Annotated in this window: 18 protein-coding genes; 3 read left to right on the forward strand and 15 right to left on the reverse strand. The window is 71.8% G+C overall.

Annotated elements, in window-relative coordinates; all coding sequences use genetic code 11:
- Positions 1-243 precede the first annotated feature (243 nt).
- The 13 genes from LZ198_RS29620 to LZ198_RS29680 all read right to left on the reverse strand — a co-directional run bounded on the left by LZ198_RS29620 (position 244) and on the right by LZ198_RS29680 (position 17,574).
- Entirely contained in the window at positions 244-690 is a 447-nt protein-coding gene (locus LZ198_RS29620; RefSeq protein WP_253975456.1) for a hypothetical protein, read from the reverse strand.
- A 9-nt stretch (positions 691-699) separates the two neighbouring features.
- Positions 700-5,352: an eCIS core domain-containing protein gene (locus LZ198_RS29625; protein ID WP_253975457.1), complete on the reverse strand. Its 4,653-nt coding sequence runs from the start codon at positions 5,350-5,352 to the stop codon at positions 700-702.
- Between the two features lie 255 nt (positions 5,353-5,607).
- Complete coding sequence (locus LZ198_RS29630; RefSeq protein WP_253975458.1) at positions 5,608-6,060, reverse strand: carboxypeptidase-like regulatory domain-containing protein; 453 nt, start codon at positions 6,058-6,060, stop codon at positions 5,608-5,610.
- Between the two features lie 128 nt (positions 6,061-6,188).
- On the reverse strand, positions 6,189-7,397 hold the full coding sequence (gene epsU / locus LZ198_RS29635; protein ID WP_253975459.1) for an exopolysaccharide biosynthesis GT2 family glycosyltransferase EpsU: 1,209 nt from the start codon (positions 7,395-7,397) through the stop codon (positions 6,189-6,191).
- Between the two features lie 22 nt (positions 7,398-7,419).
- Positions 7,420-8,940 carry a PCP family exopolysaccharide biosynthesis protein EpsV gene (gene epsV, locus LZ198_RS29640; RefSeq protein ID WP_253975481.1) on the reverse strand — a complete coding sequence of 507 codons (1,521 nt, stop codon included), beginning with the start codon at positions 8,938-8,940 and terminating at the stop codon, positions 7,420-7,422.
- A gap of 2 nt (positions 8,941-8,942) precedes the next feature.
- Complete coding sequence (epsW, locus tag LZ198_RS29645) at positions 8,943-9,347, reverse strand: exopolysaccharide biosynthesis response regulator EpsW (RefSeq protein ID WP_253975460.1); 405 nt, start codon at positions 9,345-9,347, stop codon at positions 8,943-8,945.
- 30 nt (positions 9,348-9,377) lie between these two features.
- Positions 9,378-9,554, reverse strand: a complete 177-nt coding sequence (locus LZ198_RS29650; protein ID WP_253975461.1) for a hypothetical protein — start codon at positions 9,552-9,554, stop codon at positions 9,378-9,380.
- A gap of 10 nt (positions 9,555-9,564) precedes the next feature.
- Positions 9,565-10,812 (reverse strand): exopolysaccharide export protein EpsX, encoded by a 1,248-nt coding sequence (gene epsX / locus LZ198_RS29655; protein WP_253975462.1) that lies wholly within the window; start codon positions 10,810-10,812, stop codon positions 9,565-9,567.
- A 3-nt stretch (positions 10,813-10,815) separates the two neighbouring features.
- Positions 10,816-11,451, reverse strand: coding sequence for an exopolysaccharide export protein EpsY (epsY, locus tag LZ198_RS29660; protein ID WP_253975463.1), 636 nt, complete (start codon positions 11,449-11,451; stop codon positions 10,816-10,818).
- Between the two features lie 16 nt (positions 11,452-11,467).
- On the reverse strand, positions 11,468-13,093 hold the full coding sequence (gene wzx / locus LZ198_RS29665; RefSeq protein ID WP_253975464.1) for an exopolysaccharide biosynthesis flippase: 1,626 nt from the start codon (positions 13,091-13,093) through the stop codon (positions 11,468-11,470).
- Positions 13,094-13,135: 42 nt separating this feature from the next.
- Complete coding sequence (epsZ, locus tag LZ198_RS29670; RefSeq protein ID WP_253975482.1) at positions 13,136-14,623, reverse strand: exopolysaccharide biosynthesis polyisoprenyl-phosphate hexose-1-phosphate transferase EpsZ; 1,488 nt, start codon at positions 14,621-14,623, stop codon at positions 13,136-13,138.
- A 195-nt stretch (positions 14,624-14,818) separates the two neighbouring features.
- Positions 14,819-16,330, reverse strand: a complete 1,512-nt coding sequence (gene fdhD, locus LZ198_RS29675) for a formate dehydrogenase accessory sulfurtransferase FdhD (RefSeq protein ID WP_253975465.1) — start codon at positions 16,328-16,330, stop codon at positions 14,819-14,821.
- Positions 16,327-17,574 (reverse strand): molybdopterin molybdotransferase MoeA, encoded by a 1,248-nt coding sequence (locus tag LZ198_RS29680; protein ID WP_253975466.1) that lies wholly within the window; start codon positions 17,572-17,574, stop codon positions 16,327-16,329. Before LZ198_RS29680 ends, fdhD begins: the two co-directional genes overlap by 4 nt.
- Before the next feature lie 176 nt (positions 17,575-17,750).
- Between LZ198_RS29680 and mobA the strand changes: the two genes are divergently transcribed.
- The 3 genes from mobA to LZ198_RS29695 all read left to right on the forward strand — a co-directional run bounded on the left by mobA (position 17,751) and on the right by LZ198_RS29695 (position 20,049).
- A complete protein-coding gene (mobA, locus tag LZ198_RS29685) occupies positions 17,751-18,377 on the forward strand; it encodes a molybdenum cofactor guanylyltransferase (RefSeq protein WP_253975467.1) in 627 nt (208 codons plus the stop codon).
- 675 nt (positions 18,378-19,052) lie between these two features.
- The gene (locus LZ198_RS29690; protein WP_253975468.1) at positions 19,053-19,346 is read left to right on the forward strand and encodes a DUF3817 domain-containing protein; all 294 of its coding nucleotides are present in this window, start codon (positions 19,053-19,055) and stop codon (positions 19,344-19,346) included.
- Positions 19,347-19,434: 88 nt separating this feature from the next.
- Entirely contained in the window at positions 19,435-20,049 is a 615-nt protein-coding gene (locus LZ198_RS29695; protein WP_253975469.1) for a TIGR02265 family protein, read from the forward strand.
- Position 20,050: 1 nt separating this feature from the next.
- Here LZ198_RS29695 and LZ198_RS29700 read toward each other — a convergent pair whose 3' ends face one another.
- Both LZ198_RS29700 and amrB read right to left on the reverse strand, forming a co-directional pair.
- Positions 20,051-21,478, reverse strand: coding sequence for a PQQ-dependent sugar dehydrogenase (locus LZ198_RS29700; RefSeq protein ID WP_253975470.1), 1,428 nt, complete (start codon positions 21,476-21,478; stop codon positions 20,051-20,053).
- Between the two features lie 16 nt (positions 21,479-21,494).
- Positions 21,495-22,307: an AmmeMemoRadiSam system protein B gene (amrB, locus tag LZ198_RS29705; protein ID WP_253975471.1), complete on the reverse strand. Its 813-nt coding sequence runs from the start codon at positions 22,305-22,307 to the stop codon at positions 21,495-21,497.
- Between the last annotated feature and the right edge of the window lie 113 nt (positions 22,308-22,420).

Raw genomic sequence — 22,420 nt, forward strand, 5'->3', positions numbered from 1 at the left:
CGCGAGCGCACCGGAGAGCCAGTCCTCGGTGCCCTCCGGGGCGACACACGTCAAGACGGTCTCGGCGGAGAGTGGCTCCCATCCCGCGCGCAGCACGTCGATGGCATCCAGGGCCGTCGCGAAGCCGGTGACATCGGCTGCGGCCACGACGTTCCGGAGACGGAGGGAGTGGCCGGGAAACTTGAACACGAATCCGTCGAGCTCCAGGGGCCGTGTTTCCGCTGGCACGTGCGCCGACTCGTTTCAGGAGAGCAGGTGCTTGATGAGTGGGCGGACGCGCTCCAGCTCCTCCCCAGGATGCGTCTCCACCCACCAGTCGAGGTGGCGAGAGATGAAGTGCGCATCGCGCACCACCTCCGGAGTCAAGGCAACCGTCTCCGCCGAGATGAATCGATAGTGCTCCGAGTCCACGTATCGGAAGACGATGCGCGCCCACTGAGCCCAGTGACATACCCGGCAACCCCACTGTTCGAGCGCGCGAACGTCCTCTGTTCCGACGGGGGCTCGAAGCTTGAGATATGCGTCGTCGAACTCCTGGAGTCCTACTTCCAGGAGCTCTCCCGGCCGGACGCTGATGCTCTCCGGGTCGCGATGGAGATCCGAGGTATGCAGTCGCGTCTCCTGCTCGCCTGCATGCGCGCCACAATGCAGGCAGGTCAACGGGGCCAGGAACCAGACGATGTGGGCCATCACGGACTCCTAGTTGGCAGGCACAGGGGGACGCCCTGTTGGAGGGCCGAAGACGACCTTCAAGCTCCGGCCCTGGACTTGGATGACAAAGTAGCCCTCGGGGTAGCGTTGGACCAACTGGTCCGCGAACTCGGCGCCGGAGCGGGGGGAGAACGTCCTGGGAGACACTCCGAATTGCCGAGCCAGGGGTACGGCGAGATCCTCGTCCACGGAGATGATGGTCGGCATCGCGCCGGGTGTGGTGTCGGCGAACAACGCGTCCGCGATGATCGCGCGGTCCACGCCGCCCTTTCCTTTTCCTATCTTCGCGGTGATCAGGTCTTCGAGGGCCGCGAGATAACGGGGGTTGGCGCGATCAGGCGTGATTCCTTGGATGCTCGAGAGAGAGGGCGACGGGCGACCGGACAGTGTCTGGCCACCGACGGCCTCTGCTCCCGCCAGGGGTGAGAGGCGGAGGTCCGCGGCGGGCCCGACGATGTATTCGAGGGTTGGCGCCGCGCCGCCCGGAGGGTCGACATAAGGCCCGAGACCCCGAGAGGTCCGGAGGGCGTTGATGGCGTCCCGATAGTTGGCGTCCAGGTCCGCGAATCGGAGGATGGGTGTCCCCGTCTTCGAGTTCAAGCGCGTCAACAAGCTGTCGATGGCGATGCGCGCGTTGCTGTCCAGGATGGTCGTGTCGGCGGTCACCGGCGCGCCCGGTAGGAGCGCCTCTGCTGGCTCGAGGCCATCCGCGACTCGCGCCAGGCGTGCGAGTCGACCGGTGGAGGCCCCCGCCGAGTCGAGCAAGTCCTCCGCCATGCGCACCGGGACCCGCTGGAGCAAGGCGCGCAGGTGGGACCCACGCATCGCCCCCGCGCTTCCCTGGCCGAGTGCGGTGTTCACTCGCCCGATGCCGATGGTCGCAATCACGTCGCGCGCCTCGGTTGCGGAGATGTCCAGGATGGCCGTACGCGCCGCCACGGAGAGCTGACGCAGCAACGCCTCGGCTTCCGTCGCAGGAAGTTGCATCGCCCAGACCAACTGGGGCCGCGTCACCGCCTCGTCGAGCCGTGCCAGGACCTCGATTCCTCGTGGCCCGACATGCGCCGCGGTGTCCACGAGTTCCCGCGCGGAGTACCGGAAGAGCAGTCGCCGCAGGGCATCTTCGGAGACTCGGGAGAGGAGCTGGATCTCCGTGGCGGACAGCCCCTCCGCGAGCAGCATCTCGAGGCCCTCACGCTCCCACACCCGGAGGGCATGTTGCGCGGCCGAGGCGCTCACACCCCCAGCCTCGAGTCGGGCGAGCAGCGCGCCCTCCGCCCCCGCCGCGCGCAGCCCCGCGAGGCCGGGCGCCACACCGCGGCCCAGGAGATAGCCGCGTGACATCCCCCAGCCGAACGCACCCCGCATGCTCTGGAGCGGCGAGCGGATGACGCCCGGCAGTGCCCGAGCGGCCGCCACCGCCTGCGCCGGCATGTTGCGGATCCCCGCGCCGATGCTCCGGACGCCACGCCCCATCACCCCGGGCACCTGCGGCAGGCCCCGACGGATGGCCGCGCCCATCCTCGCGAAGTTGCCTCCCCGCCCGATACTCCGCCCCGCGCTCCGGATCGCCGTCCCGAAGCGCGTGGTCAGCCCGCCTCCCCAGCGCGCGCCTCCACCGGCGCGGAGGATGCTCCGCTGCATCCCTCGGCCGCCGACCTGGGCCAGCTTCGCCATGCCCATCTGCAGCACGACGTTGCCCGCGGCCGAGACGTCGCTGGAGATGCGGTCCGAAGACTGTTGTAGCTCGGTGGCGTTCCGTGCGACGCCCGCCTCGTACAGGTTCTTGAGGAAGCAGAGGAACTGCAGGAGCAGCGCCCACTTGCCGACGGCGATGGTCCAGCCCCCCGTCGTCACCATGACGCTGCCGCAGAAGGCGACCACTGGGCCCAGCGCGGGCCCCAGGAACCCGAAGCTGACCAGGATGAGCGCCGTGCACAGCGCGGCGATGACGGCCGCCAGCGCGGTGATGGAGCCCAGGATGATGGTGAGGCCCGTCGCGATGTCGGCCGCGGTCTTGAGCAGGTTGCCGATGGGGTCGCGCTTCCAGGCCTGGATGTTCACCAGGTTCGCCGCCCCCGAGGCGATCATCCCGAAGCCCGACACCACCCCCAGCAGCGGCGTCACCGGGTTCACCAGCCCGAGCGCCAGCGTGCCCCAGCCCGGCCAGCGGATGCCGGAGAGCCCCGACCACAGGTGCCGCCCGGCCATCCGCAGGGCGATGCGCCTGCGCTCCCAGGACGTGGTCTGCTCGAACGGCTTGCCCGCCATCTCCTGGATTTCGAGCACCTCCGTCCTGTGCCGCTCCTGCTCCCGTGCCTCGTGCTCCTCGTGGCCCTCCCGCTGCTCGCCCTCGCCCGGCGCCGAGCCGCCGAGCACCTGCGGGATGTGACCCGCGATGGCCCCCGCCGGGTCGACGTCCCACCGGTCCTCGTAGCCCGCCTGGGGCTGTCGCTGGACCACCGTCTCCGCGCCCTCTCCGCCGGGCGGTTGCGGCGCGACGGGTTGCAACGCTCCTCCCTGCGCCGCGGTGTCCTGTGCCTGCCGCGCCGCCGCCTGCGCCTCTCCTCCCTGCGCCTCCTCCCCCTGGGCCGGCTCGCGAGCCCCCGCTGCGGCCCGTCCTCCGCCCGCGCCGGGCGGCGCCTCGCCCTCTTCGGCCGTCGCGGGCACGGGCGACGCGGGCGGCGCCGTGACGACGCGAGGCGCCTCGATGCCCTCCGCCTCGCGCATGGCCCGCTCGAGGGGTGTCTCCTCCGGGATGGCCGCCGCGTTCTCGCGGTGGGTGTCCTGCTCGGCGCGCAGGCGCTCCTCGACGGCGACGGACGTCTCGACGACGGAGCGCCCCTCGGCCTCGGTCTCGTCCGCCTGGGCGACCATCTCCGCGGGCCGGCTGGCGAGTGCCTCGACCTGGGCGCGGGCCCCGTCGGTCTGCTCGCGCATCTGCCCCAGCTTCTCGTCCGTGCGCTGGAGGACGCTGGTGCTCTCGGTGAGCTTCGCTTCGGCCTGGGTGTTGAGGCCCGTGGCCTGCGCGGCGTCGGCGGACAGCCCGCGCGCCCGCTCCTGGCTGCCGGAGAAGGCGCGGTCCAGGTTGTTGACGTCTCCGCCGGCCCGGTCGATTTCGCCGCGCTGCTCGCCGGACTTCTCGGCGGCCTCGGAGTCGTCCGGCGTGTTGGCCTCGCTCTCGGCCGACAGCTCGGAGGACTCCTGCGCCATCCCCTCGGAGTCCTCGCGGCCCGCGTCCGCCTTGCCCTGGTGCTGGGGCGCCTGCTCCGCCACCCACGCGGTCTTCTGGCGCGACACGCCCAGCGCGGTGCGTCCCTGCTCCAGCACGCCGCGCCGGTACGCGGCGTGGCCCTGCGACGTCGCGACGCCGAGGTCCGACTGCGCCACCCCCTTGCGGACCAGGTTGAGGTTGCCCTCGAGGATGCGCGCGTTGGCGCGCTCGGTGGATGCGACCTCCTGCAGGCTCGTGCCCTCGTCGCGCATGCCCTGGGTGGCTTCGGCGATCTCCGTGATGGCCGCGTCCACGTTGTCCACCGGCGTCAGCGGCTTGCCGCCCGCGTCGACGGGCGTCACCTGGGGAACGGGTGAGACCGCGTCGGGGACGGTGACCTGCGGCGCCGCCGCCGCGGTGGCGAAGGCGTCCTGCGCCGCGGACTGCTCCGCGTCTCCCACCGCGGCCTCGCCGCCGCCCGCCTCGCCGCCTTCGCGCTTGCCGTCCTTGCCTTCACCCTCGGCCTGGGCTGGTGCGTCGACCGTCTGCTCCGCCTCGCCCGCGGCGGCCTGCACCCCCGGGCGCTCCTGCGCGGCCCTGTCCACGTCCGGGCGCGCCTGCGGCTGGAGCACGCGGCCCTTGGAGGAGACGTCACCCCGGTCGATGTCGGGCCGCTCCGACGGGACGTCCTCGTCGCCCAGCTCCTCGTCGATGCGCGCCTGCATCCGGGCGGCGGGCCCCGCGCCATCCCCGGGTTGGCGGTAGTCAGCCGGCTTGCGCTGCACCGTGGGCGCGTCGCCCTCGGTCTGCTGGACGACGTGGGTCATCTCGTGGGCGAGCAGCTCCACGTCCTCGGGGCTCTCGCCCCGGCCGAGGAAGACGTGCTCCTTGTGGGTGAAGGCGCGGGCCCGGATGCTCTCGGCGGCGTCGCGGTCGTCCGATGCCTGATGGACGCGCACGTCGGCGAGGTCGCGCCCGAGGACTGGCTCGACGCGCTCGCGGACCCGGGAACTCAGCGGCTCGCCAGAGGTGCCCGTGAGGCGGTTGGGGGTCGCGGACGCGCGGGGAGGCGCCGTGGATGGCTGGGCGCTGGAGGGTGGCGCGGACGCGGTGCGCGCCACCTGGTCCGCCTGCTCCTCCAAGGTGCTCTTCGCGGGCGCGACCGCCAGCTTGGCCTGCACCGGTGGCACCGCGCCGGGTCCCATCGCCCCGCGCAGGTACAGGGGGAGGACGTCCGGAGCCTTCTCGTCGGTGGCGGCCTCCGGGGCCGAGGGCCCGGCGGGCGCTGGCGTCGTGGCCCCCTGGAGCCCGCGCAGGTAGCGCGGCACGCCTGTGTCCGTGGCGCCGACCTCCGGTTGCGCCCGGGGCGCCCTGTCGGTCCGTGGCGCCGGCTTCACCTCTGGCTTCTTGGCGCGAGCGAAGTCCACGGCAGTCCCCCTGCTGCGTGTCGCGTTGTCACCACGGCCTTCTGGAGTCAGGAGACGCCCAAACCTCCAGTCGCGTCAATCCCACACATCAAGTGCGTGTCGGAGGGGCCTCCGGCGAACCCGTCCAGGTCCGTGACGGGGGGCGGGCCTCCATCCCGTCTCCCGGGCAGGGAGCCCTACCCGGGAGGATGGGTCGATGCGTGGGGCGTGACGGGGTGGATGTCCTCTCCGCGGAGGGCTTCGCGGCGAGCGCCGCTACCGGACCGCGATGCGCCGGAAGAAGTCCGGGCCCACATGGAGGCCCGTGGCGGTGGACATCGTGTCGAGGCCCTCGGTCGAGAGGTCGAGCCAGGTGCACGCATACTCGGGAGGCAGCACCATGTCCGCGCGAGTGGTCCGCCCGAGTTGGACTCGGACCCCTGCGCGAACCGGGACCCAATCCCAGAAGCCCTCCTTCTCGAAGTGCACGGTGTACAGGCCGGGCGCCAGGCGCGGGACATGGAAGTGACCGTTCGCGTCCGTCCAGACGCGCAGCTCCCCCGAGAGTTCCTGCGAGACGATGCGGACGGCCACGTCCGCGAGCGGCCTGTCGGCGCGCTCCACGGTGACGGTGCCCATCAGGCCGCCGCCGTCCGAGGACTGCGCTCCCGCGCCGGACGCCACCAACCCACAGGCCAGCAACATCCCTCCAGGAATGCGTGTCTTCACGAGGTCCACCTCCGTCCGAGCCGAGATGCCCAGCCTCGGAGGCGCGACCCGCCGCGAGCCTCACCCGCGGCTCGCGGTTCCGTCACCGTTCCATCACGACCGGGCGCCGCATCAGGGCGCCCCGCACGTCACGGCCGCTCGGCCTCGCGGGAGGTGCGCACCCACTCGCCGCGCTTCTCCGCGCCGGGGCCGCGCAGCATCAGCCACACCTTCCACACCACGTAGACGGGCGCCCACGCCAGGTCCAACAGCCCGCGAGGCCCCACGCCCGACACCCACCAGCCGCGCAGCACGTACGCGCCCAGGCACATCATCCCGAAGCCCGCCATCGCGCTGGCCGCCACCGCCGTGCCCCCGGACAGCCACGCCACCACCGCCGCCGCCACCGCGCCTCCCACCGTGGCCAGCACCAACTGGCTCAAGGGCGGCACCAGCACGTCCATCGACAGGTCCAGCAGCAGCCCGCTGCGCTGCTTCAGCGCGTCGCTCAGCAGCGGCCACCCGTGCAGCTTGCGCATCTGCGCGCGCCCGCCCTCCCAGCGCTGACGCTGCGAGCGGCTCTGCTTCTCCGCCGACACCATCTCGCCCTGCACCTCCGCCTCCCAGGCGTAGTGCACGCGGTGCCCCTTGCGGCCCAGGCGGATGCCGTACTCCAAATCCTCCACCACGCTGAACGCGTCGTGCGGCACCTCGCGCAGCACCGCGTGGGTGAAGCACATGCCGTTGCCGCGCAGGCCACACGACACTCCCAGCGCCTCGCGCCCCAGCGAGCGCACCTTGTGGAACATGCCCAGGGCGATGGTCATCAGCCGCGTGCGCCACGACGCCGTGGGGTTCATGACGCCGTAGTGCGCCTGCACCGCGTGCGCCCCGTCCTCCAGCCGCCGCCCGTACGCGTGCAGCAGGTTGGGCGACACCACCGTGTCCGCGTCCACCACCACCACCGCGTCCGCGAAGCCGTCCTTCTGGCTGAACTCGAACGCGTGCGCGAGCGCATAGCCCTTGCCGCGCTTCTCCGCGTCCTGCCGCTCCAGCACCGTGGCGCCCGCCTCGCGCGCCTTCTGCGCCGTCGCGTCCGAGCAGTTGTCCGCGATGACGAGGATGCGCCGCAGCGTCCCCGGGTAGTCCACCGCGGAGAGGTTCGCCACCGTGCGCGCGATGCCCAGCTCCTCGTTGTGCGCCGGAATCACCACGTCGAACTTCCGCGTCGGCGCGGGAGGCACCGGCGCCGCCCGCCGCCACGACAGCAGCGTCAGGAGCAGCAGGTAGCCACACGCCACCGCCACGGGGACGAGCACCACGCACAGCGCCAGGTCCACCCAGGTCCACACCGTCACGACTGCCTCCCCCGAGCGCGCGCTAGCGCCGCTCCAGCTCCGCCAGCACCGGGAGCTTCAGGATTCGCTCCACCTGCCACTTCTCCAGGATGCGCCGGCGGATGATGTCCAGCGCCACCGCCGCGAAGATGCCCATGAACACCCCGCCCACCACGCCCGCCGCGAGGATGAGCTGCACCTTCGGCTTGGACGGCTTCTCCGGGAACGTCGGCGGCGCCAGCACGCTGAAGCGGTGCTTCATCGACGCGCGCGAAATCTCCAGCTCCGTCTTCGCCTGGTCCAGCCGTCGCATCTTCTCCTGGTGCCGCATCACCAGCATGCGCACCCGGTCCGCCGCCACCGACACCTCCGGGTTGTCCGACGTCGCCGGCCCACCCAGCGTGCCTGTGCCCAGCAGCGGCCCCGTCGTGCCCTGCTCCAATTCGCCCGGGTCGCCGCCGCTGCGGATGTACTCGTTGATGAGCTCGTTGAGCTCCGAGCGCAGCGCCACCAGCTGCGGCGAGTCCTCCTGGAGCGCCACGATGCGCTGCTCCAGGTCGGTGATCATGGGGTGCTGCGGCGAGTAGATGACGCGCTGCTCGGCCAACTGGTTGCGCAGCTCCGTCAGCCGCCGCGCGCGGAACTCCTCCACGTCGGAGATGGCCCGGCGCTTGGTCTGCACCATGAACCGCATCTGCGCCAGCAGGTGGTTGGTGTTGATGCCCAGGGCCGCGTTCTTGGCCGCCGCCGCGCCGTTGTTGCGCCCGTTCTTCGCCGCCTGCCGCGCCTCCTCGCGCTTGCGCCTGGCCTCCACGCGCTTCACCGTCGCGTCCAGGTCCGCGATGGCCTTCTTGATGCCCTCGCCCTCCTCCGTCACCTGCTTGTCGAGGATGGTGATGGCCTCCGACACCGCGCCCATCTCCGCCGCCTGCCGCATCTCCAGGAAGTTCTTCTGCGCCGCCTCGACGATGTTGAGCGCCAGCTGCGGGTCGCCCCAGTCCACGCCGATGGTCACCGTCCCCGTGCCGCCCTCCACCATGACGAGCATCGCCTGCTCCAGCATGGCGGTGAGCGCGTCGCGCTTGTCGACGTCCGACATGGGCGCCGGCGGCTTGTGCAGCAGCTTCTCCTTCAGGTGGCTGATGGGCGAGCGCTGCAGGTCCCAGTACTCCACCAGCTTCGCGTCGCGGATGATGGCCTTGAGGTTGTCGCTCTTCATCACCATCTCCCACGCCGCGCGCGTGGGCTGGTCCGCGTCCACCGGGATGGAGCGGCCCGGGTTCGCCAGCGAGGCGATGATGAAGTTGCGCTGCGTGAGCATCCGCGTCTCGACGTGGTACTTGCGGGGGATGATTTTGCTGACCCCCGCGGCCAGCCCCGACACGACCCCCATCACCACCAACGCCAGGAACCAATGCCGGAGCACCGCGTTCTTCAGATAGAAGACCGCGTCGATGGCGAAGCCCCAGTCGATGAGGTCCGACGGGGCATTCGTCTCCACCCGCTCCGGCGTGAACTGCGGCCTGGGTGTTGGGGCCGGGCCACGAGGCCCGGGGGCCGACATCGTCACGACCTGCTCCTCACCGCGCTGTTCTTGAGCAGCTGCTCCACCCGCCGCGAGAACTCGTCCTGCGTGAAGGGCTTGCCCAGGTAGCCGTTGGCCCCCGCCTCCTCGGCGTGCGCCTTGTCCTCCGGCAAATCACGCGCGCTCACCACCAGCACCGGCACGTCCGCCATGCCCGCCGTCCGGCGGATGTGCTCGCACAGGTCGTAACCGGAGATGTCCGGCAGCGTCAGGTCCAGGCACACCAGGTCCGGCCGCGCCGCGGTCGCCAGGTGCTTGAGCGCGGCCTGCCCGTTGGGCAGCTCCACCACGTTCGCGAAACCCATGGCACGCAGGTAGTCGCCCAGCATCTTCCGAAAGAAGGGCGCGTCCTCCACCAGGAGGACCGTGTGCAGTTGGGGCTCCATCCGTCGTCAGCCTTTCTTCGAGAGTCGCGCTCAGCCGAACCCGAGCCGTGGCACCCAGACGATGACGCCGTAGGTGTATGCCGCGTTGAAGAGGATCACCCACAGGATGGCCTTCTTCAGTCCTCGCATCGGGTGCGGATCCCTCGCCGCCATGGCGGGGAGGGTGATGGTGAGGATGAGGACGGACATCAGGATGAGCTTCGCCATCTTTCGGTCCTCAGAGGATACCAGTTTGGCGCAAGGACAGGCCGAGCGCCGCCGCCCATTGGAACCGGGCCGCCGGCAGCTCGGGCGAGCGGCTCCACGTCCCCCGGGTGTCGGCATCCACCGACATCCAGTCGTTGAGAATCCAGGAGGCCGTCACGCCGCCGTTGACGAGCCGGTCCCCGGCGGCCCCGCCCACCGCGAAGGCCGTGCCCGCGGTGGTGGACAGGCGCACGCGCGGGCCCAGCGCCCAGGTGCCCGTCGCCGTGAGGTCCGCGCGGGGATACACGCGGCCCGTCAGCCGGTCCGTGAAGGGGGACACGCGCAGCCCCAGCCGGCCGTCGAAGTCCGCCGTCCGTGACGGCACGCGGTGACCCACCGCGAGGGTGAGGTTGGGCAGCAGCTCCGTGCGCGGCGCGTCCTCGGGCGCCTGCGGGTCGGGGGTGGCGGCGGGGGCCTCGAGCGAGCGGACGATGCTGGCGCCCGCGCCGGCCTCCAGCGAGGTGCGGCGGCTCACCCGGCGCGTCCAGCTCTCCGTCAGCGTCACCACGGTGTTGTTGGCGCCGGTGGAGAAGCGCGCGTGGGTGACGGCGGCGGAGGTGGTGATGGCGCTGAGCGAGGACAGCGCGTGGCTGAGGGACGTGTCGAAGCGCGGGCCGTACTGCAGCGGCACCGCCTGGCGCGCCGGGCCGTCCAGGCCGCCGCTCACGGAGAAGCCCGCGGAGCCGGACAGCTGCCAGCGCCGCCCGAGCAGGCCGGACTCCGCCGTGAGCGTGGTGGCGGAGGAGAGGAAGTAGACGGTGTCCGTCTGGGGCAGGGGCTGCAGCGGGCCGCCGTCCTGCGGCGGGCGCAGCGGGCCGTCCGGGTCCGTGGGGTCGGTCGGGTCGAGCGAGGGCAGCGGGTCCGTGGTGAGCAGGTTGACGTGGCCCAGCACCAGCTCCTCGCCCAGCCGGAAGGACAGGCCCCGCTGGGGGCGCCAGTTCGCGGCGAAGCGGCCGATGTGCTGGATTTCCGTCCGGGGCTGCGACGTCAGCTCGCGCAGGCTGATGCGCGGCGCGTAGTCCAGCTGGAGGGTGGTGTTCCCGTCGCGGCGCTCCAGGCCGAGGATGGGGGTGAAGTCCGTGTCACCGGCGAGCGTGGGGGCGTCCTCGGTGACGGCCTCGTTGGAGCGCACGCGCGAGTCCACGCGCACCGACACGTTGTACGTGACGGCGGCGCCGGACGTCTCCAGCACGAGGCACGTGAGCGCCGCCCCCAGCACCGCTCACTCCACCACCACCACGTCACCAGGGCGCAGGCGGAAGCCCGGCGCGCGCCCCTCGGCGTGGATGAGGTCCTGGTAGCGGAAGCGGATGCGCTGCGGCGTGCCGTCCTCGTGGCGCATGACGAAGATGCGGTCGTTGTGCGCGTACTCGGTGAAGCCGCCCGCGCCGGCCAGCGCCTGGAGGAGGCTGGCGCCCACGTCGATTTCCAGCGGGCCGATGCGGTTGACCTCGCCCACCATGGTCACCTTGATGGGGCGCGCCATCTCCAACGCCACGGTGACGACGGGGTGGTTGATGTAGTCCTTCAGCCGCGTCTGGATTTGCTGCGACAGCATGGCCGGGGAGTGGCCGGCGGCCTCCACGTCGTCCAGGAAGAGCAGGCTGATGCGGCCGTCGTCGCGCACGCGCGCCTGCGTGGTGAGCGACTCCTGGTTCCACACGCGGATGTTGAGCAGGTCCCCCGTGGCGATGCGGTAGCTGGTGTCCTGCGGCGGGGGCTTCTCCTGGTACTCGTCCACCCAGACGTACTTGCCCAGCCCGCCACAGGCGGAGGCCATGAGCAGCGCGGCGCAGGCGAGCGCGCGGGGCAGGGCGGCGAGGACGGGGCGGCGGGCGCGGGACGTGGTGGACGACATGCTCGTGCGATTTCCTCTACGGCGAGGGGGCGACGGCGACGGGGGCGGCTTCGGGCTCCGGGTTCCCACGGCGGCGCGCCAGCTTCACCACGGCCAGCACCTCGCCGGGGCGCACCGCGCCGAGCATCAGCACGCCGACGACGTAGACGAAGGCCTCCACGCCCAGCCGGGGCCAGGCCGCCAGCGGCGCGAACACCGTCTGGTCCAGCGCCACCACCGCCGCGCAGACCACCACCGTCTTCGCCATCATGACCAGCAGGCGCTTGTCCACGGCGGCGCGGCCCATGCGGCCGAGCATCACCACGGTGATGACCACCTCCATGAGCAGCATGGACAGCGCCGTGCCCGCCGCGCCACCGCCGTCGCCGTAGGCGTCGTGCAGCCGCGGCACCAGGTACAGGTTGAGCAGCGGGTTGAGCATCAGGCTGCCGAAGATGCTGGTGCCCGTCACCCACCACTCGCGGTTGGTCATGGTGAGCCAGGAGCCACACGTCATCGTCACGAAGGCCAGCACGAACAGCGGCGACTGCAGCCGCAGCAGGTTGACCGCGAGCGCGTAGTCCTTGCCGAGCAGGCCAATCCAGAGCGGCGCGCCCATGACGATGAGCATCATCATGGGGACGGTGACGGCGAGCGTGCCCTCCAGCGCGCGGCGGGCGATGGTGCTCACCTCGTCCTCGGAGCGCGCGGCCGCGCGGGACATCAGCGGCAGGAGCACCCAGCCCATCACCGGGTTGAGCGCGAAGGTGACGTTGGAGATGCTCCACGCGGCGCTGTACCAGCCGACCTCCTCGTGGCTGCCGAGCATCCCGAGGATCATGATGTCCAGCCGCCCGTTGGTGGCGAGCGCCGCGGCGGTGAGGAAGTAGGGCAGGCCCGCCTTGAGCACCCTCCACGTCGCCGGGAAGTCCACGCGGAAGGCCAGGCCCATGTGCTGCTTCGCCAGGTACCAGCTCACCGCGAACTTGATGGCCTCCGACGCGACCACCGGCACCGCGAGCCACGGCAGCGGCATCCGCAGCACGCCCACCGCGAACAGCCCGCCGCCCCACACCACCTTGGTGACGACGTTGGAGATGGACAGCCCCGCGACCTTGCCCTTGGCGTGCAGCAGCGCGGCCATGGACGCGTTGGTCATCACGAGCAGCTGCGCCACCGCGAAGACGTAGACCAGGTGGCGCATCTGGGGCGCGTCACCCCGGTACTCCATGACGAGCGCCAGCGCGCCCATCAACACCACCGTGAGGCCCAACCGCAGCAGCAGCGAGGTGCCGAAGAAGTCGCTGGCGTGCTCGGGCCGGCGCGACACCTCCTTGCGGATGTACATCTCCAGGCCGAGGTTGGTGGCGATGAAGAAGATGGCGGAGAAGCTGTCCGCCCAGTTGAAGCGACCGAAGTCCTCCGGCGACAGGTAGTGCGTCAGCAGCGGCCGGATGCCGAACGCGATGGCGTACGTGACCAGCAACGAGCCGCCGAGCTGGAGCCCGTTGCGCACCGCGCCCATCGCCTCGCTGGAGCGCTCGCGCGCCTGGGCGTCCTGCTGAGTGGATTCGCTCGGGTGGGTCACGGTGGTGGGGAGGGAGAGCGGCGCCCGGCCCCGGCCGGAGTGCCCGTGTGCATAGAAGACGAGCGGGGGCGGCACGTCAATGCCGCCCCCGAGGAAGGTGTCAGGCCGCCTGGGTGCCTAGCTGGCCCCGCGACCGGTGATGACCACCGGCACCGTCTGGAGCAGCAGGCGCAGGTCGCTGGTGAGCGTCCAGTGGTCGATGTACTGCATGTCGAGGTACATCCACTCCTCGAAGGAGATCTGGTTGCGGCCGGAGACCTGCCAGATGCAGGTGAGGCCCGGGCGCACCGACAGCCGGCGGCGCTGCCACGTCTCGTACTTGGCCACCTCCGTGGGCACCGGCGGGCGCGGCCCCACGATGCTCATCTCCCCGCGCAGCACGTTGATGAACTGCGGCAGCTCGTCGATGGAGAACTTGCGGATGAACCGGCCGATGCCGGTGATGCGCGGGTCGTTCTTCATCTTGAAGACCGGCCCCGTCTGCTCGTTGAGCGCGGCGAGCTTCTCCTTCAGCTCCTCCGCGTTCACGACCATGGAGCGGAACTTCAGCATGTAGAACGGCTTGCCGTTGAGGCCCACGCGGTACTGCTTGAAGAAGATGGGCCCCTTCGACGTGAGCTTCACGATGAGCGCCACCGTGCCCAGCAGCGGCAGCAGCATCCACAGCGCCACCGCGGACACGCAGATGTCGAACAGGCGCTTCATCGCCATCTGGTGCGGCTTGGGCGTCACCGCGGCGAAGTGCAGGAAGCCGTCGGACACCGCGCGGGTGTCCACCGGGCGCGCGCGGTCCAGGCGGAAGGTGTGCGCCGGCAGCGCGAAGGGCACGCCGAAGCGCTCCGCCAGCTTGATGGACGCCTGCATCGCCTCGCCCTGCTTGAGCGTGTTGCCGGCGATGTAGACCTCGTCCACCGCGGTGTTGCGCAGGATGTGCTCCAGGTCGTCCACCGTGCCCAGCACCTTCGCGGGCAGCTCGCCGATGGAGCCCGTGTCGTCGTGGAAGCGCACGTAGCCCAGCAGCTGCCGGCGGCCCTTGCGGGCCAGGTCCTCGCCCGAATAACGGCCCATGGCCCCCGTGCCGACGATGAGCACCGCGTCCGTGGGGCGCTCCTGCGAGGCCACCGGACGGAACACGAACAGCCGCAGCAGCAGCGCCACCGGCCAGAACAGGATGAGCAGCGGCGCCACGCTCGGCACCTTCAGCGCGTCCGGCAGGACCAGGTCCACCACCGCCAGCACCGTCACCACCGCCAGCGTCGTGACCGACACGAGCGCCACGTGGTCCAGCTTGCTGCGCTCCGCGAAGCGCGAGTCATACAGACACAGCGCGGTGCCGGTGATGATCCACACCACCAGCGACGTGGCGACGAGCGCCGGCAGCAGCCAGCCCGGCGACGCCGTCAGCAGCCCGTCCAGCCAGGCCGACGCCGTCAGCACCACGCTCATCAGGACCAGGTCTACCGACAGGTTCAGCTTCGCCGCGAACCCGGGCGCCAGCTTGGGCGCCGACACCATCTCCTCCGCCAACACCCCACTCCCCTGAGCAGATGTCGACCCAGGAGCCCCGACCGCCGCACCAGAACTTGCGCTGCTCATCGTGTCCACCCCCCTCTGCCAACCCAAGTGTTCAGTTTCGACAGAGGATGCCGTTGAGGCTGCAAATCTTCAAGTCGGAAAGAACTGCTTTTTGCCACGGTTGTGCGGTGCGTTGCAACCCCCGCACGCTGAGTAAGACGGGACATGCTGTGAAATCTTGCGATCATCGAACTGACGTCCCATCTCTCGGAGTTCCAGCGAACATCACGTGAAGTCCCCATACTTCCCGTCCTGGAAATCCGAGGCCGCGACAGCATTGCATCTACGGTGCCGGTCTGACCCGAGGTCTACGGCGGTCCCCGGAGGCGCGGATTCATCCGGGGCCGAGGCTGGAGTTTCAAGGGGTTGCGTTCGCGCGAGGCGCTCGGAGCCCGCATGGACGTTGAAGCGGCCGGCGCGGACGAACGTGGCGAGCGTCAGATTGGAACGCAGGGCCAGGTCGACCGCGAGCGTGCTGGCCGCGGAAACCCCCGCAACGACTGGGATTCTGGCGGCGACGGCCTTCTGGACGATTTCGAAGCTGACGCGTCCGCTGACGGCGAGCACCACGGCCTGACGCGTCAGGCCGGACCCGGTGGCGCGCGCGCGGGCGAGCTCGAGCGCCCCCACCACCTTGTCCACGGCGTTGTGGCGGCCCACGTCCTCGAAGGCGGCCAGCACCTCGCCCCGGGCGTCGAGCGCGGCGGCGGCGTGGGTGCCTCCGGTCCGCGCGAAGGCGCGCTGTGCGTCGCGCAGCCGCTCGGTGGCGCGGGCCACGGCGCGCGCGGACAGCACCGGCCCGGGTGGCAGCGGCCGCCGGACGGCGAGCAGGTCGTCCACGGTGCGTCGCCCGCAGACGCCACACGCGGAGGTGGTGAGCGTGCCCCGCCTCGTGGCGCTCAGGCGTTCCAGGTCGAGGATGACCCCTGGGGCTGGGGTTACCTCCATCACATTGCCCCAGCCTTCCTCGCCGGGGCGCCCGCAGTGGGCGAGCCCGCCCAGGTCGTCCGCGCGCTGGATGAGGCCCTCGGCCAGGAGGAAGCCCACCGCCAGCTCGCGGTCGTGGCCGGGGGTCCGCATGGTGATGGCCAGGGGCTCACCGCTGACGCGGATCTCCAACGGCTCCTCGACGGCGAGCGCGTCCTCCTGTTCGGGCCCGAGCGTGTCCCCGTCCCAGCGGCGGACCCCGCGCGTGCCCACACCCCGCGTGTCGGCGGGTGCGGGGGGACGCGGGCGCGACAGGGCGAGCACGAAGTCCGCCACCGCGGGGACGTCCCCGGAAGGGAGCTTGCGCAGGGATTGCGCTGCTTGCGCGAATTCTGCCGGGAGTGCGGGTGCGTCGGTGACGACGGCGAGCACGTCCGGGCGGGTGGGGGCGAGGGGCGGACCCAGGCCCTCGCGCCAGACCTCGAGCTTGGGGAGGGGCCCGTCCTTCCAGCCCTCGACGAGGACCAGGTCCACGGTGCCCGCGAGCCGGGAGAGCAGCGCGGGCAGGGCGTCGCGGGTGTAGGTGAGCTGGGTGCCGTCGGGGGTGGAGAAGCCGGTGGGGGCGGCGCCGGCCTGCTGGAAGCGGGCGGTGTCGCTGCCGGGGCGGTGGAGCGGGTGGGGATCCGACGAGTGCTTCACCGCCGCGACGCGCACCCCGCGCGAGGTCAGCTCCGCGACGAGGCGGGAGAGCAGCGTCGTCTTCCCGGCGCCGGACCAGCCGATGATGGAGAACGCGGGGACGGGGCTCATGCGCGAGCCTCCACCGCGTCGTGGCGGGGCCGGTCGAACAGCTCGACGTCCACCCAGTCGCCCTGGGCGAAGTCGGCGCGGCCGGGAGGGAGGAGGGCCCAGCCCTCGCCGTGCACGTTCTGGAGGATCTGCCCGGCGCCCTGGGGACGCAGCCGCGCGACCACGCCGTCGTCGCCGGGCTCCAGCGTGGTGGTAATGAGGTACGTCAGGCCCGCCTGCTTGTGGCGGGGCTCGGACAGGCGCGCGCGCACGCGGCGGCGCGTCTCGAGGACCCCCTGGTGCTTGAGCAGCAGCGGGCGCGCGAACTGGTCGAAGGCGACGCTCGCCGCGCCCGGGTTGCCGGGCAGCACGACGATGGCTGTGTCTGCCAACCTGGCCACGGCGACGGGCTTTCCCGGCTTGAGTGCCACGCCGTCCACGAAGAACCGCGCGCCCAGCGTGGTGAGCACCTGCTTCACGAGGTCCTTGTCACCCACGGAGGCACCGCCCGTGGTGACGAGCACGTCAACTTCGGGTGAGAGTTGGCGCACCGCTTCGCGCAGGGCCTCGGCGTCGTCACGCGCGCGCGTCAGGTGGCGCACGTCCGCGCCGGCCTCGCGCGCGAGCGCCGCCACCAGCATGAGGTTGCTCTCGTAGACCTGGTGTGGCTGGGCGGGTCGTCCCGGCGCGACCAGCTCGTCGCCGGTGGCGAGCACCGCCACGCGCGGCGCGGGCCGCACGCGGGCCGTCGTCTCGCCCAGCGACGCGAGCACGCCGAGCACGGAGGCGCTCACGCGCTGTCCCGCGGTGAACAGGGGCGCGCCGGCGAGGACCTCTTCTCCGGCGCGGCGGATGTCGTGGCCGGGCTCGACGCCGATGAAGAGGTCCACGTGCCGCCCGTCGTCGGCCGCGCGCGCGGCCTCCTGGCGGACGACGGCGTCGGCGCCGGTGGGGATGGGAGCGCCGGTGAAGACGCGGGCGGCCTCGCCCGGCGCCAGGGCGCGGGAAGGGAGGCTGCCGGCGTAGACGGTGTCGACGACGCGCAGGCGGGTCGGTCGGTCGCGGTTGGCGCCGCGGGTCTCCTCGGCGCGCACCGCCCAGCCGTCCATCGCGGAGTTGTCGCAGCCGGGCAGCGAGCGCGACGCCCTCACGTCCACGGCGAGGAAGCGGCCGTGGGCGTCGAGCAATGGAAGGGACTCGGGAGCCGCGGGAACAATCGCCTCGAGCGCGGCTTCCCGAGCCGCGGCGAGGGGGACGAGCGGCATCGTGGTCGCGCAGACTACGCCGCGAGCCCTGGAGGTTGTCCATGGTGCCGCCGGCCGTCTGTCCGCTCTCTGTCGGCTCGGGCGACCTCCGCCTGTCCGGTCCGTGTTCGAGTCTTCGCTTCCAAGAAGGCGAGTGACTCGTCGCGGCGCGAGGACGCGGTTACGGTGTGCCGCGGATGGGCCCTCTTGGACCTGAGTACGAGGACGCGGTGTACCCGGAGGTCACGCTCGCGGTCATCGCGGGCGGACAGGGGCGGCGTCTGTCGGGCGTGCCGAAGGGGCTGCTGGAGGTGGAGGGGCGCCCGGTGGTGGCGCGCCTGCTCGACCTCGCGCGGCCGCTCGGGGACGTGTTGCTGGTGGCCAACGTGCCCGCGCCGTATGCCCGCTTCGGGTTGCGCACCGTCGCGGACGTGGTGCCGGAGAAGGGGGCTCCCGGAGGCGTGCACGCGGCGCTCGTCTCCTCGCGCACGCCGTGGGTGGTGACGGTGGCGTGCGACATGCCCTTCGTCTCGTTCGAGGCGCTGCGCGTGCTGCTCGACGCGCGCGGCGACGCGGTGGACTCGGTGTGCTTCGAGGTCGCGGGACGGGTGGAGCCGCTGCTGGCGGTCCATCGCGCGTCGTTGGCGCCGGCGTGGGAGGCGCGGCTGCGCGAGGACCCGTCGTTGCGCCAGTTGTTGTCGCTCGGCCGCGCGCGGGTGCTGCCCGAGGCGGCGCTGCGCGCGGTGGATCCGACGCTCCGCTCGCTGACGAACGTGAACACGCCGGAGGACCTCGCGCGGCACGGGGTGTCGCTGCCCCGGTGAGCTGAGGGCCGACCCGTTCGCGATGCCTGCGGTGTCGCGCCCCGGTGTCTCGACGAGCAGGTGTTCCCGAGGAGGACCCGGGGTGGTGCGTGCGCGGACGCGAACGCCATGAGCGCCCATTGCGATGGAGCGAGGACGCGTGGGCACCGGCGGCGCGCCGCGGCGGACGCCTGCTCGGGGGTGGGACTCGCGGTCCATCAGGTCATCGAGCGACGGTGCTTCAAGCGGGCTCGGGAGTGGGATTGGGACTCGCGGTCCAGCAGGTCATCGAGCGACGGTGCTCCAAGCGGGCCTGGGTGTGGGGTTCGGGCTCGCGGTCCATCAGGTCATCGAGCGACGGTGCTCCAAGCGGGCCCGGGTCTGGGGTTCGGGCTCGCGGTCCATCAGGTCATCGAGCGACGGTGCTCCAAGCGGGCCCGGGTGTGGGATTGGGACTCGCGGTCCAGCAGGTCATCGAGCGACGGTGCTCCAAGCGGGCCCGGGTCTGGGGTTCGGGCTCGCGGGCCGTCGAGGCGGGGGACGCGCCGTCGCCTCGGGGCGGCTCATGCCCGCGCCCGTGCCGCCGACTTTTCGGGCGCGGTGGTCAGCGGCCGGGCGGGCACGCGCGACCGGGTGCGTCACCCTGACGCATGGACGCGGCGCGGCGGGGATGGGAGACAGGCCGTGGAGACTCCCATGTTGAAGACCCCCCTCGGACGCTTCCGTGCCGTCGCCCTCGCGGAGGGCCTGTCCTTCGTCGTGCTCCTCTTCATCGCGATGCCGCTGAAGTACGCGGCGGAGATGCCCCTCGCGGTGCGCTTCACGGGCATGGCCCATGGCCTGCTGTTCGTCCTGTACCTCTTCGCGCTGATGGAGGTGGCTATCGCGCTGCGTTGGTCCTTCGGCCGCGTGGCGGTGGCCTTCGGCGCGTCGCTGGTCCCCTTCGGCAACTTTCTGCTCGACGCGAAGTTGCGCAAGGACACTCAGTAGGTCGTGTCACGCAGGACCCGCCACAAGCTCGCGCGAGTGGCCGAGCTGTGAGAGCATGTCGCGCGAATTTCCAGGCGACAGGTGGCTCATGGACCGTGGGACGTGGAACTCGCCAGCAGACGTGCAGCGGGAGCTGGAGGCGCGGCTCGCCCTCGTGCAGTCGTCCGAGCACATCCGCGGCATGCACTACGCCGCGGTGCTCGACACCGTGCGCTTCCTCGGCGGTGAGCAGGCCGTGCAGAGCATCCTGGCCGAGGGAGACTTCCCCGCGGACCTGGACCCGACGGAGCTGTATCCCGTGCCCCCCTTCCTGCGGGTGTTCTTCGCCGCGGTGAAGCTGCTGTCCCCGCAGCTGGGCGGCGCCGAGGAGGCCATGCGCCAGATTGGCGTGCAGGGCACGCTCGCCTTCGTGCGCTCCATGTTCGGCACGGAGGTCCGCCAGCAGGTGGGCGGCGACCCGAAGCAGCTCGTCAACATGCTGCCGGAGGCGTACCGCATGGCCATCGACTTCGGCGAGCTGCAGGTGGAGTGGACCGGCTCCCGCGCCGGCCTCATCCACATGCGCCGCATCTTCACGCCCGTCTCCTACAACGAGGGCATGCTCGAGGGCGCCCTCCAGGCCGTGGGCGCCCAGGACATCCGCGTCGAGGGCCGGCAGACCTCGCTGCTCGACAGCGAGTACACGCTCTCCTGGGACGACTGAGTCACCTCGAGGGCGTGTCCCCGTCCTTCCCCGGCGCGTCCGGCGTGGAGGGCTTCGCGTCCGCGGGCGCGGTGTCGGCCGGCGTGGCCCCCTCCTCGGGGGCCCCGGTGGACGACGTGCCCACCCAGCGGATGCGGTAGATGCGATTGCGGTTGTCGTCCGTCACCAGCAGGCTCCCGTCCGGCAGCTCCAGCAGCCCCACCGGGCGCGCCCACGTCGTGGGCACGTTCGGGTCGGTGAGGAAGCCGGTGAGGAAGTCCTCGTAGACGCCCGTGGGGCGGTTCTGGGCGTTGAAGGGGATGAACACCACCTTGAAGCCCGTGCCCTTCGACCGGTTCCAGCTCCCCCGGAACGCGGCGAAGGCGCCGTTGCGGTAGCGCGCGGGGAAGGCGGTGCCCCGGTAGAAGGTGAGGCCCAGCGAGGCCGAGTGCGCCTGGAACAACACGTCCGGCGTCACCGTCTTCGCCACCATCGCCGGGTTCTCGCTCTGGCCGTTCTGCGCGCGGCGCGGGTCCACGTTCTGCTTGGAGAGGTACGCGTAGGGCCAGCCGTAGAACGCGTCCTGCTGGATGCGGGTGAAGAAGTCCGGCACCAGGTCGTCGCCCAGCCCGTCGCGCTCGTTGACGGTGACGTAGGGCTCGCCCGTGACGGGGTGGAAGTCCAGGCCCACCGGGTTGCGCAGCCCGCTGGCGAAGACCTTCTTGTTGGAGCCGTCCAGCCCCATCACCAGCACCGACGCGCGCGGCGACGGCTCCACGCTCACGTTGCTCTGGCTGCCCACGGTGACGAAGAGGCGCTGCCCGTCCGGGGCGATGCGCACGTTGCGCGTCCAGTGCTGGTTGTAGCCGAGCCCCGGCAGCGTCGTGACCTGCTCGCCCGTGCCCTGCACCTTCCCCTGTCCCGCGCGGTACGCATAGCGGCGCACGCCGTTGGTGTTGGCCACGAAGAAGTGTGTGGCATTGAAGGCGACGCCGAAGGGCAGGTTCAGCCCGTTGGTCTCCGCGGCGAAGACGTCGCGCGCCTCCGCCACGCCGTCGTGGTTCGCGTCGCGCAGGCGGCGGACGCGGTGGCTCGAGCTCTCCACCACCAGCACGTCCCCCTCCGGCGCCAGCACCATCCAGCGCGGGGTGGTGAGCTGGTCCGCGAACACGTTGACGGCGAAGCCCGCGGGCGCGCGCACCGTGGAGCTGGCGGAAGGCGGGAAGGAGGTCGGGTTCTTGGTGGCGCTCGGCGTCGCGAAGGGAGGGGGCAGCGCGCCCAGGGTGACGTGGATGGGCGTGGGCGTCATGGGGACCACGCGGACGTTCGAGGACGCGGGCGGGTCCGCCAGGGCCTCGGGCGACGCGGCGGGGGCCGACTGCGCGAGGGCGCTGGCGGACAGCAGGACGGAGCACAGGACGGTGGTGGACGGTGACGCGCGCGGAATCACGAGGGGCTTCCTTGGGTCAGGGGTGGGGGGATTGCGTGGGCGGGTAGAAGACGAACGCGCCGTAGCCCACGACACCGGCGTGCTCTCCGGAGGCGTCGCCCGAGCTGCGCAGGTCCAGCAGCTCCGGGCGCAGGCGCCGCCGCCGCGCCGCCAGCAACAGGCCGCTGATGGCCACCGCGCCACACGCGCAATCGACCTCGAGCGGCGCCCGGAGCGCGAGCACCTGCTGGGCCGTGGCCTGGTCCTCGCGCCGCGCCCGCGCGTAGGGGAGGTGGTGCGACAGGTCCGAGGTGACGACGGGCAGCACGTCCCCGTCCCACAGCGCGTCGAGCACCGCGGCGACGTCCTCCGCGCCCGTCAGGCCCACCAGCAGCGGCAGCACCGTGAAGCGCCCCAGCGCGCGCTGGAGGAAGGGCAACTGCACCTCCAGCGAGTGCTCCAGCTCATGCGCCTCCCGCGACGCGGACACCTGCCGCAGCGCCGTCGCGCGGCGGTGGAGCTCCACGTCCACGAGGACCTCGCCCAGCGGCGTGCACAGCACGTCCACGTCCGGGTGCACCACGCCGCGCAGGGGCAGGAAGTGACAGGGACCCAGCAGCAGCACCCGCGTCACCCGCCGCGCGGCCGGAGCGGCCCTCAGCGTGGCATACGCCGCCGCCGCCACCGTCCCCGAGTACCGGTAGCCCGCGTGGGGGACGATGAGCGCGGCCGGAGGCTCGGCGCCGGAGGGGTGCGCCTGGTCCAACCACCCATCCACCTGGGTGGCCAGCACGGAGGGATTGGCCGGATAGAACGAACCCGCGACCGCGGGCGTGCGCACACGAGACATGGTCCCCCCAACCGCTCATCCCGGAAGGGCTGCGGGAACTGTGGCATGCGGGAACCAGGGCGTCTCACCCACCCCCGCCAGGTGGGGCGCCTCTGACTGGAATCATACGAATG

Source organism: Myxococcus dinghuensis, from assembly GCF_024198235.1.
Taxonomy (GTDB): domain Bacteria; phylum Myxococcota; class Myxococcia; order Myxococcales; family Myxococcaceae; genus Myxococcus; species Myxococcus dinghuensis.

Excerpts from the sequence above, each read along its gene's own strand:
- LZ198_RS29650 (WP_253975461.1), bottom strand. The coding sequence starts at position 9,554 with ATGGCGAAGCTCATCCTGATGTCCGTCCTCATCCTCACCATCACCCTC.
- LZ198_RS29620 (WP_253975456.1), bottom strand. The coding sequence starts at position 690 with ATGGCCCACATCGTCTGGTTCCTGGCCCCGTTGACCTGCCTGCATTGT.
- amrB (WP_253975471.1), bottom strand. The coding sequence starts at position 22,307 with ATGTCTCGTGTGCGCACGCCCGCGGTCGCGGGTTCGTTCTATCCGGCC.
- epsY (WP_253975463.1), bottom strand. The coding sequence starts at position 11,451 with ATGTCGTCCACCACGTCCCGCGCCCGCCGCCCCGTCCTCGCCGCCCTG.
- epsW (WP_253975460.1), bottom strand. The coding sequence starts at position 9,347 with ATGGAGCCCCAACTGCACACGGTCCTCCTGGTGGAGGACGCGCCCTTC.
- fdhD (WP_253975465.1), bottom strand. The coding sequence starts at position 16,330 with ATGAGCCCCGTCCCCGCGTTCTCCATCATCGGCTGGTCCGGCGCCGGG.
- epsV (WP_253975481.1), bottom strand. The coding sequence starts at position 8,940 with ATGTCGGCCCCCGGGCCTCGTGGCCCGGCCCCAACACCCAGGCCGCAG.
- LZ198_RS29680 (WP_253975466.1), bottom strand. The coding sequence starts at position 17,574 with ATGCCGCTCGTCCCCCTCGCCGCGGCTCGGGAAGCCGCGCTCGAGGCG.
- LZ198_RS29695 (WP_253975469.1), top strand. The coding sequence starts at position 19,435 with ATGGACCGTGGGACGTGGAACTCGCCAGCAGACGTGCAGCGGGAGCTG.
- LZ198_RS29690 (WP_253975468.1), top strand. The coding sequence starts at position 19,053 with ATGTTGAAGACCCCCCTCGGACGCTTCCGTGCCGTCGCCCTCGCGGAG.
- mobA (WP_253975467.1), top strand. The coding sequence starts at position 17,751 with ATGGGCCCTCTTGGACCTGAGTACGAGGACGCGGTGTACCCGGAGGTC.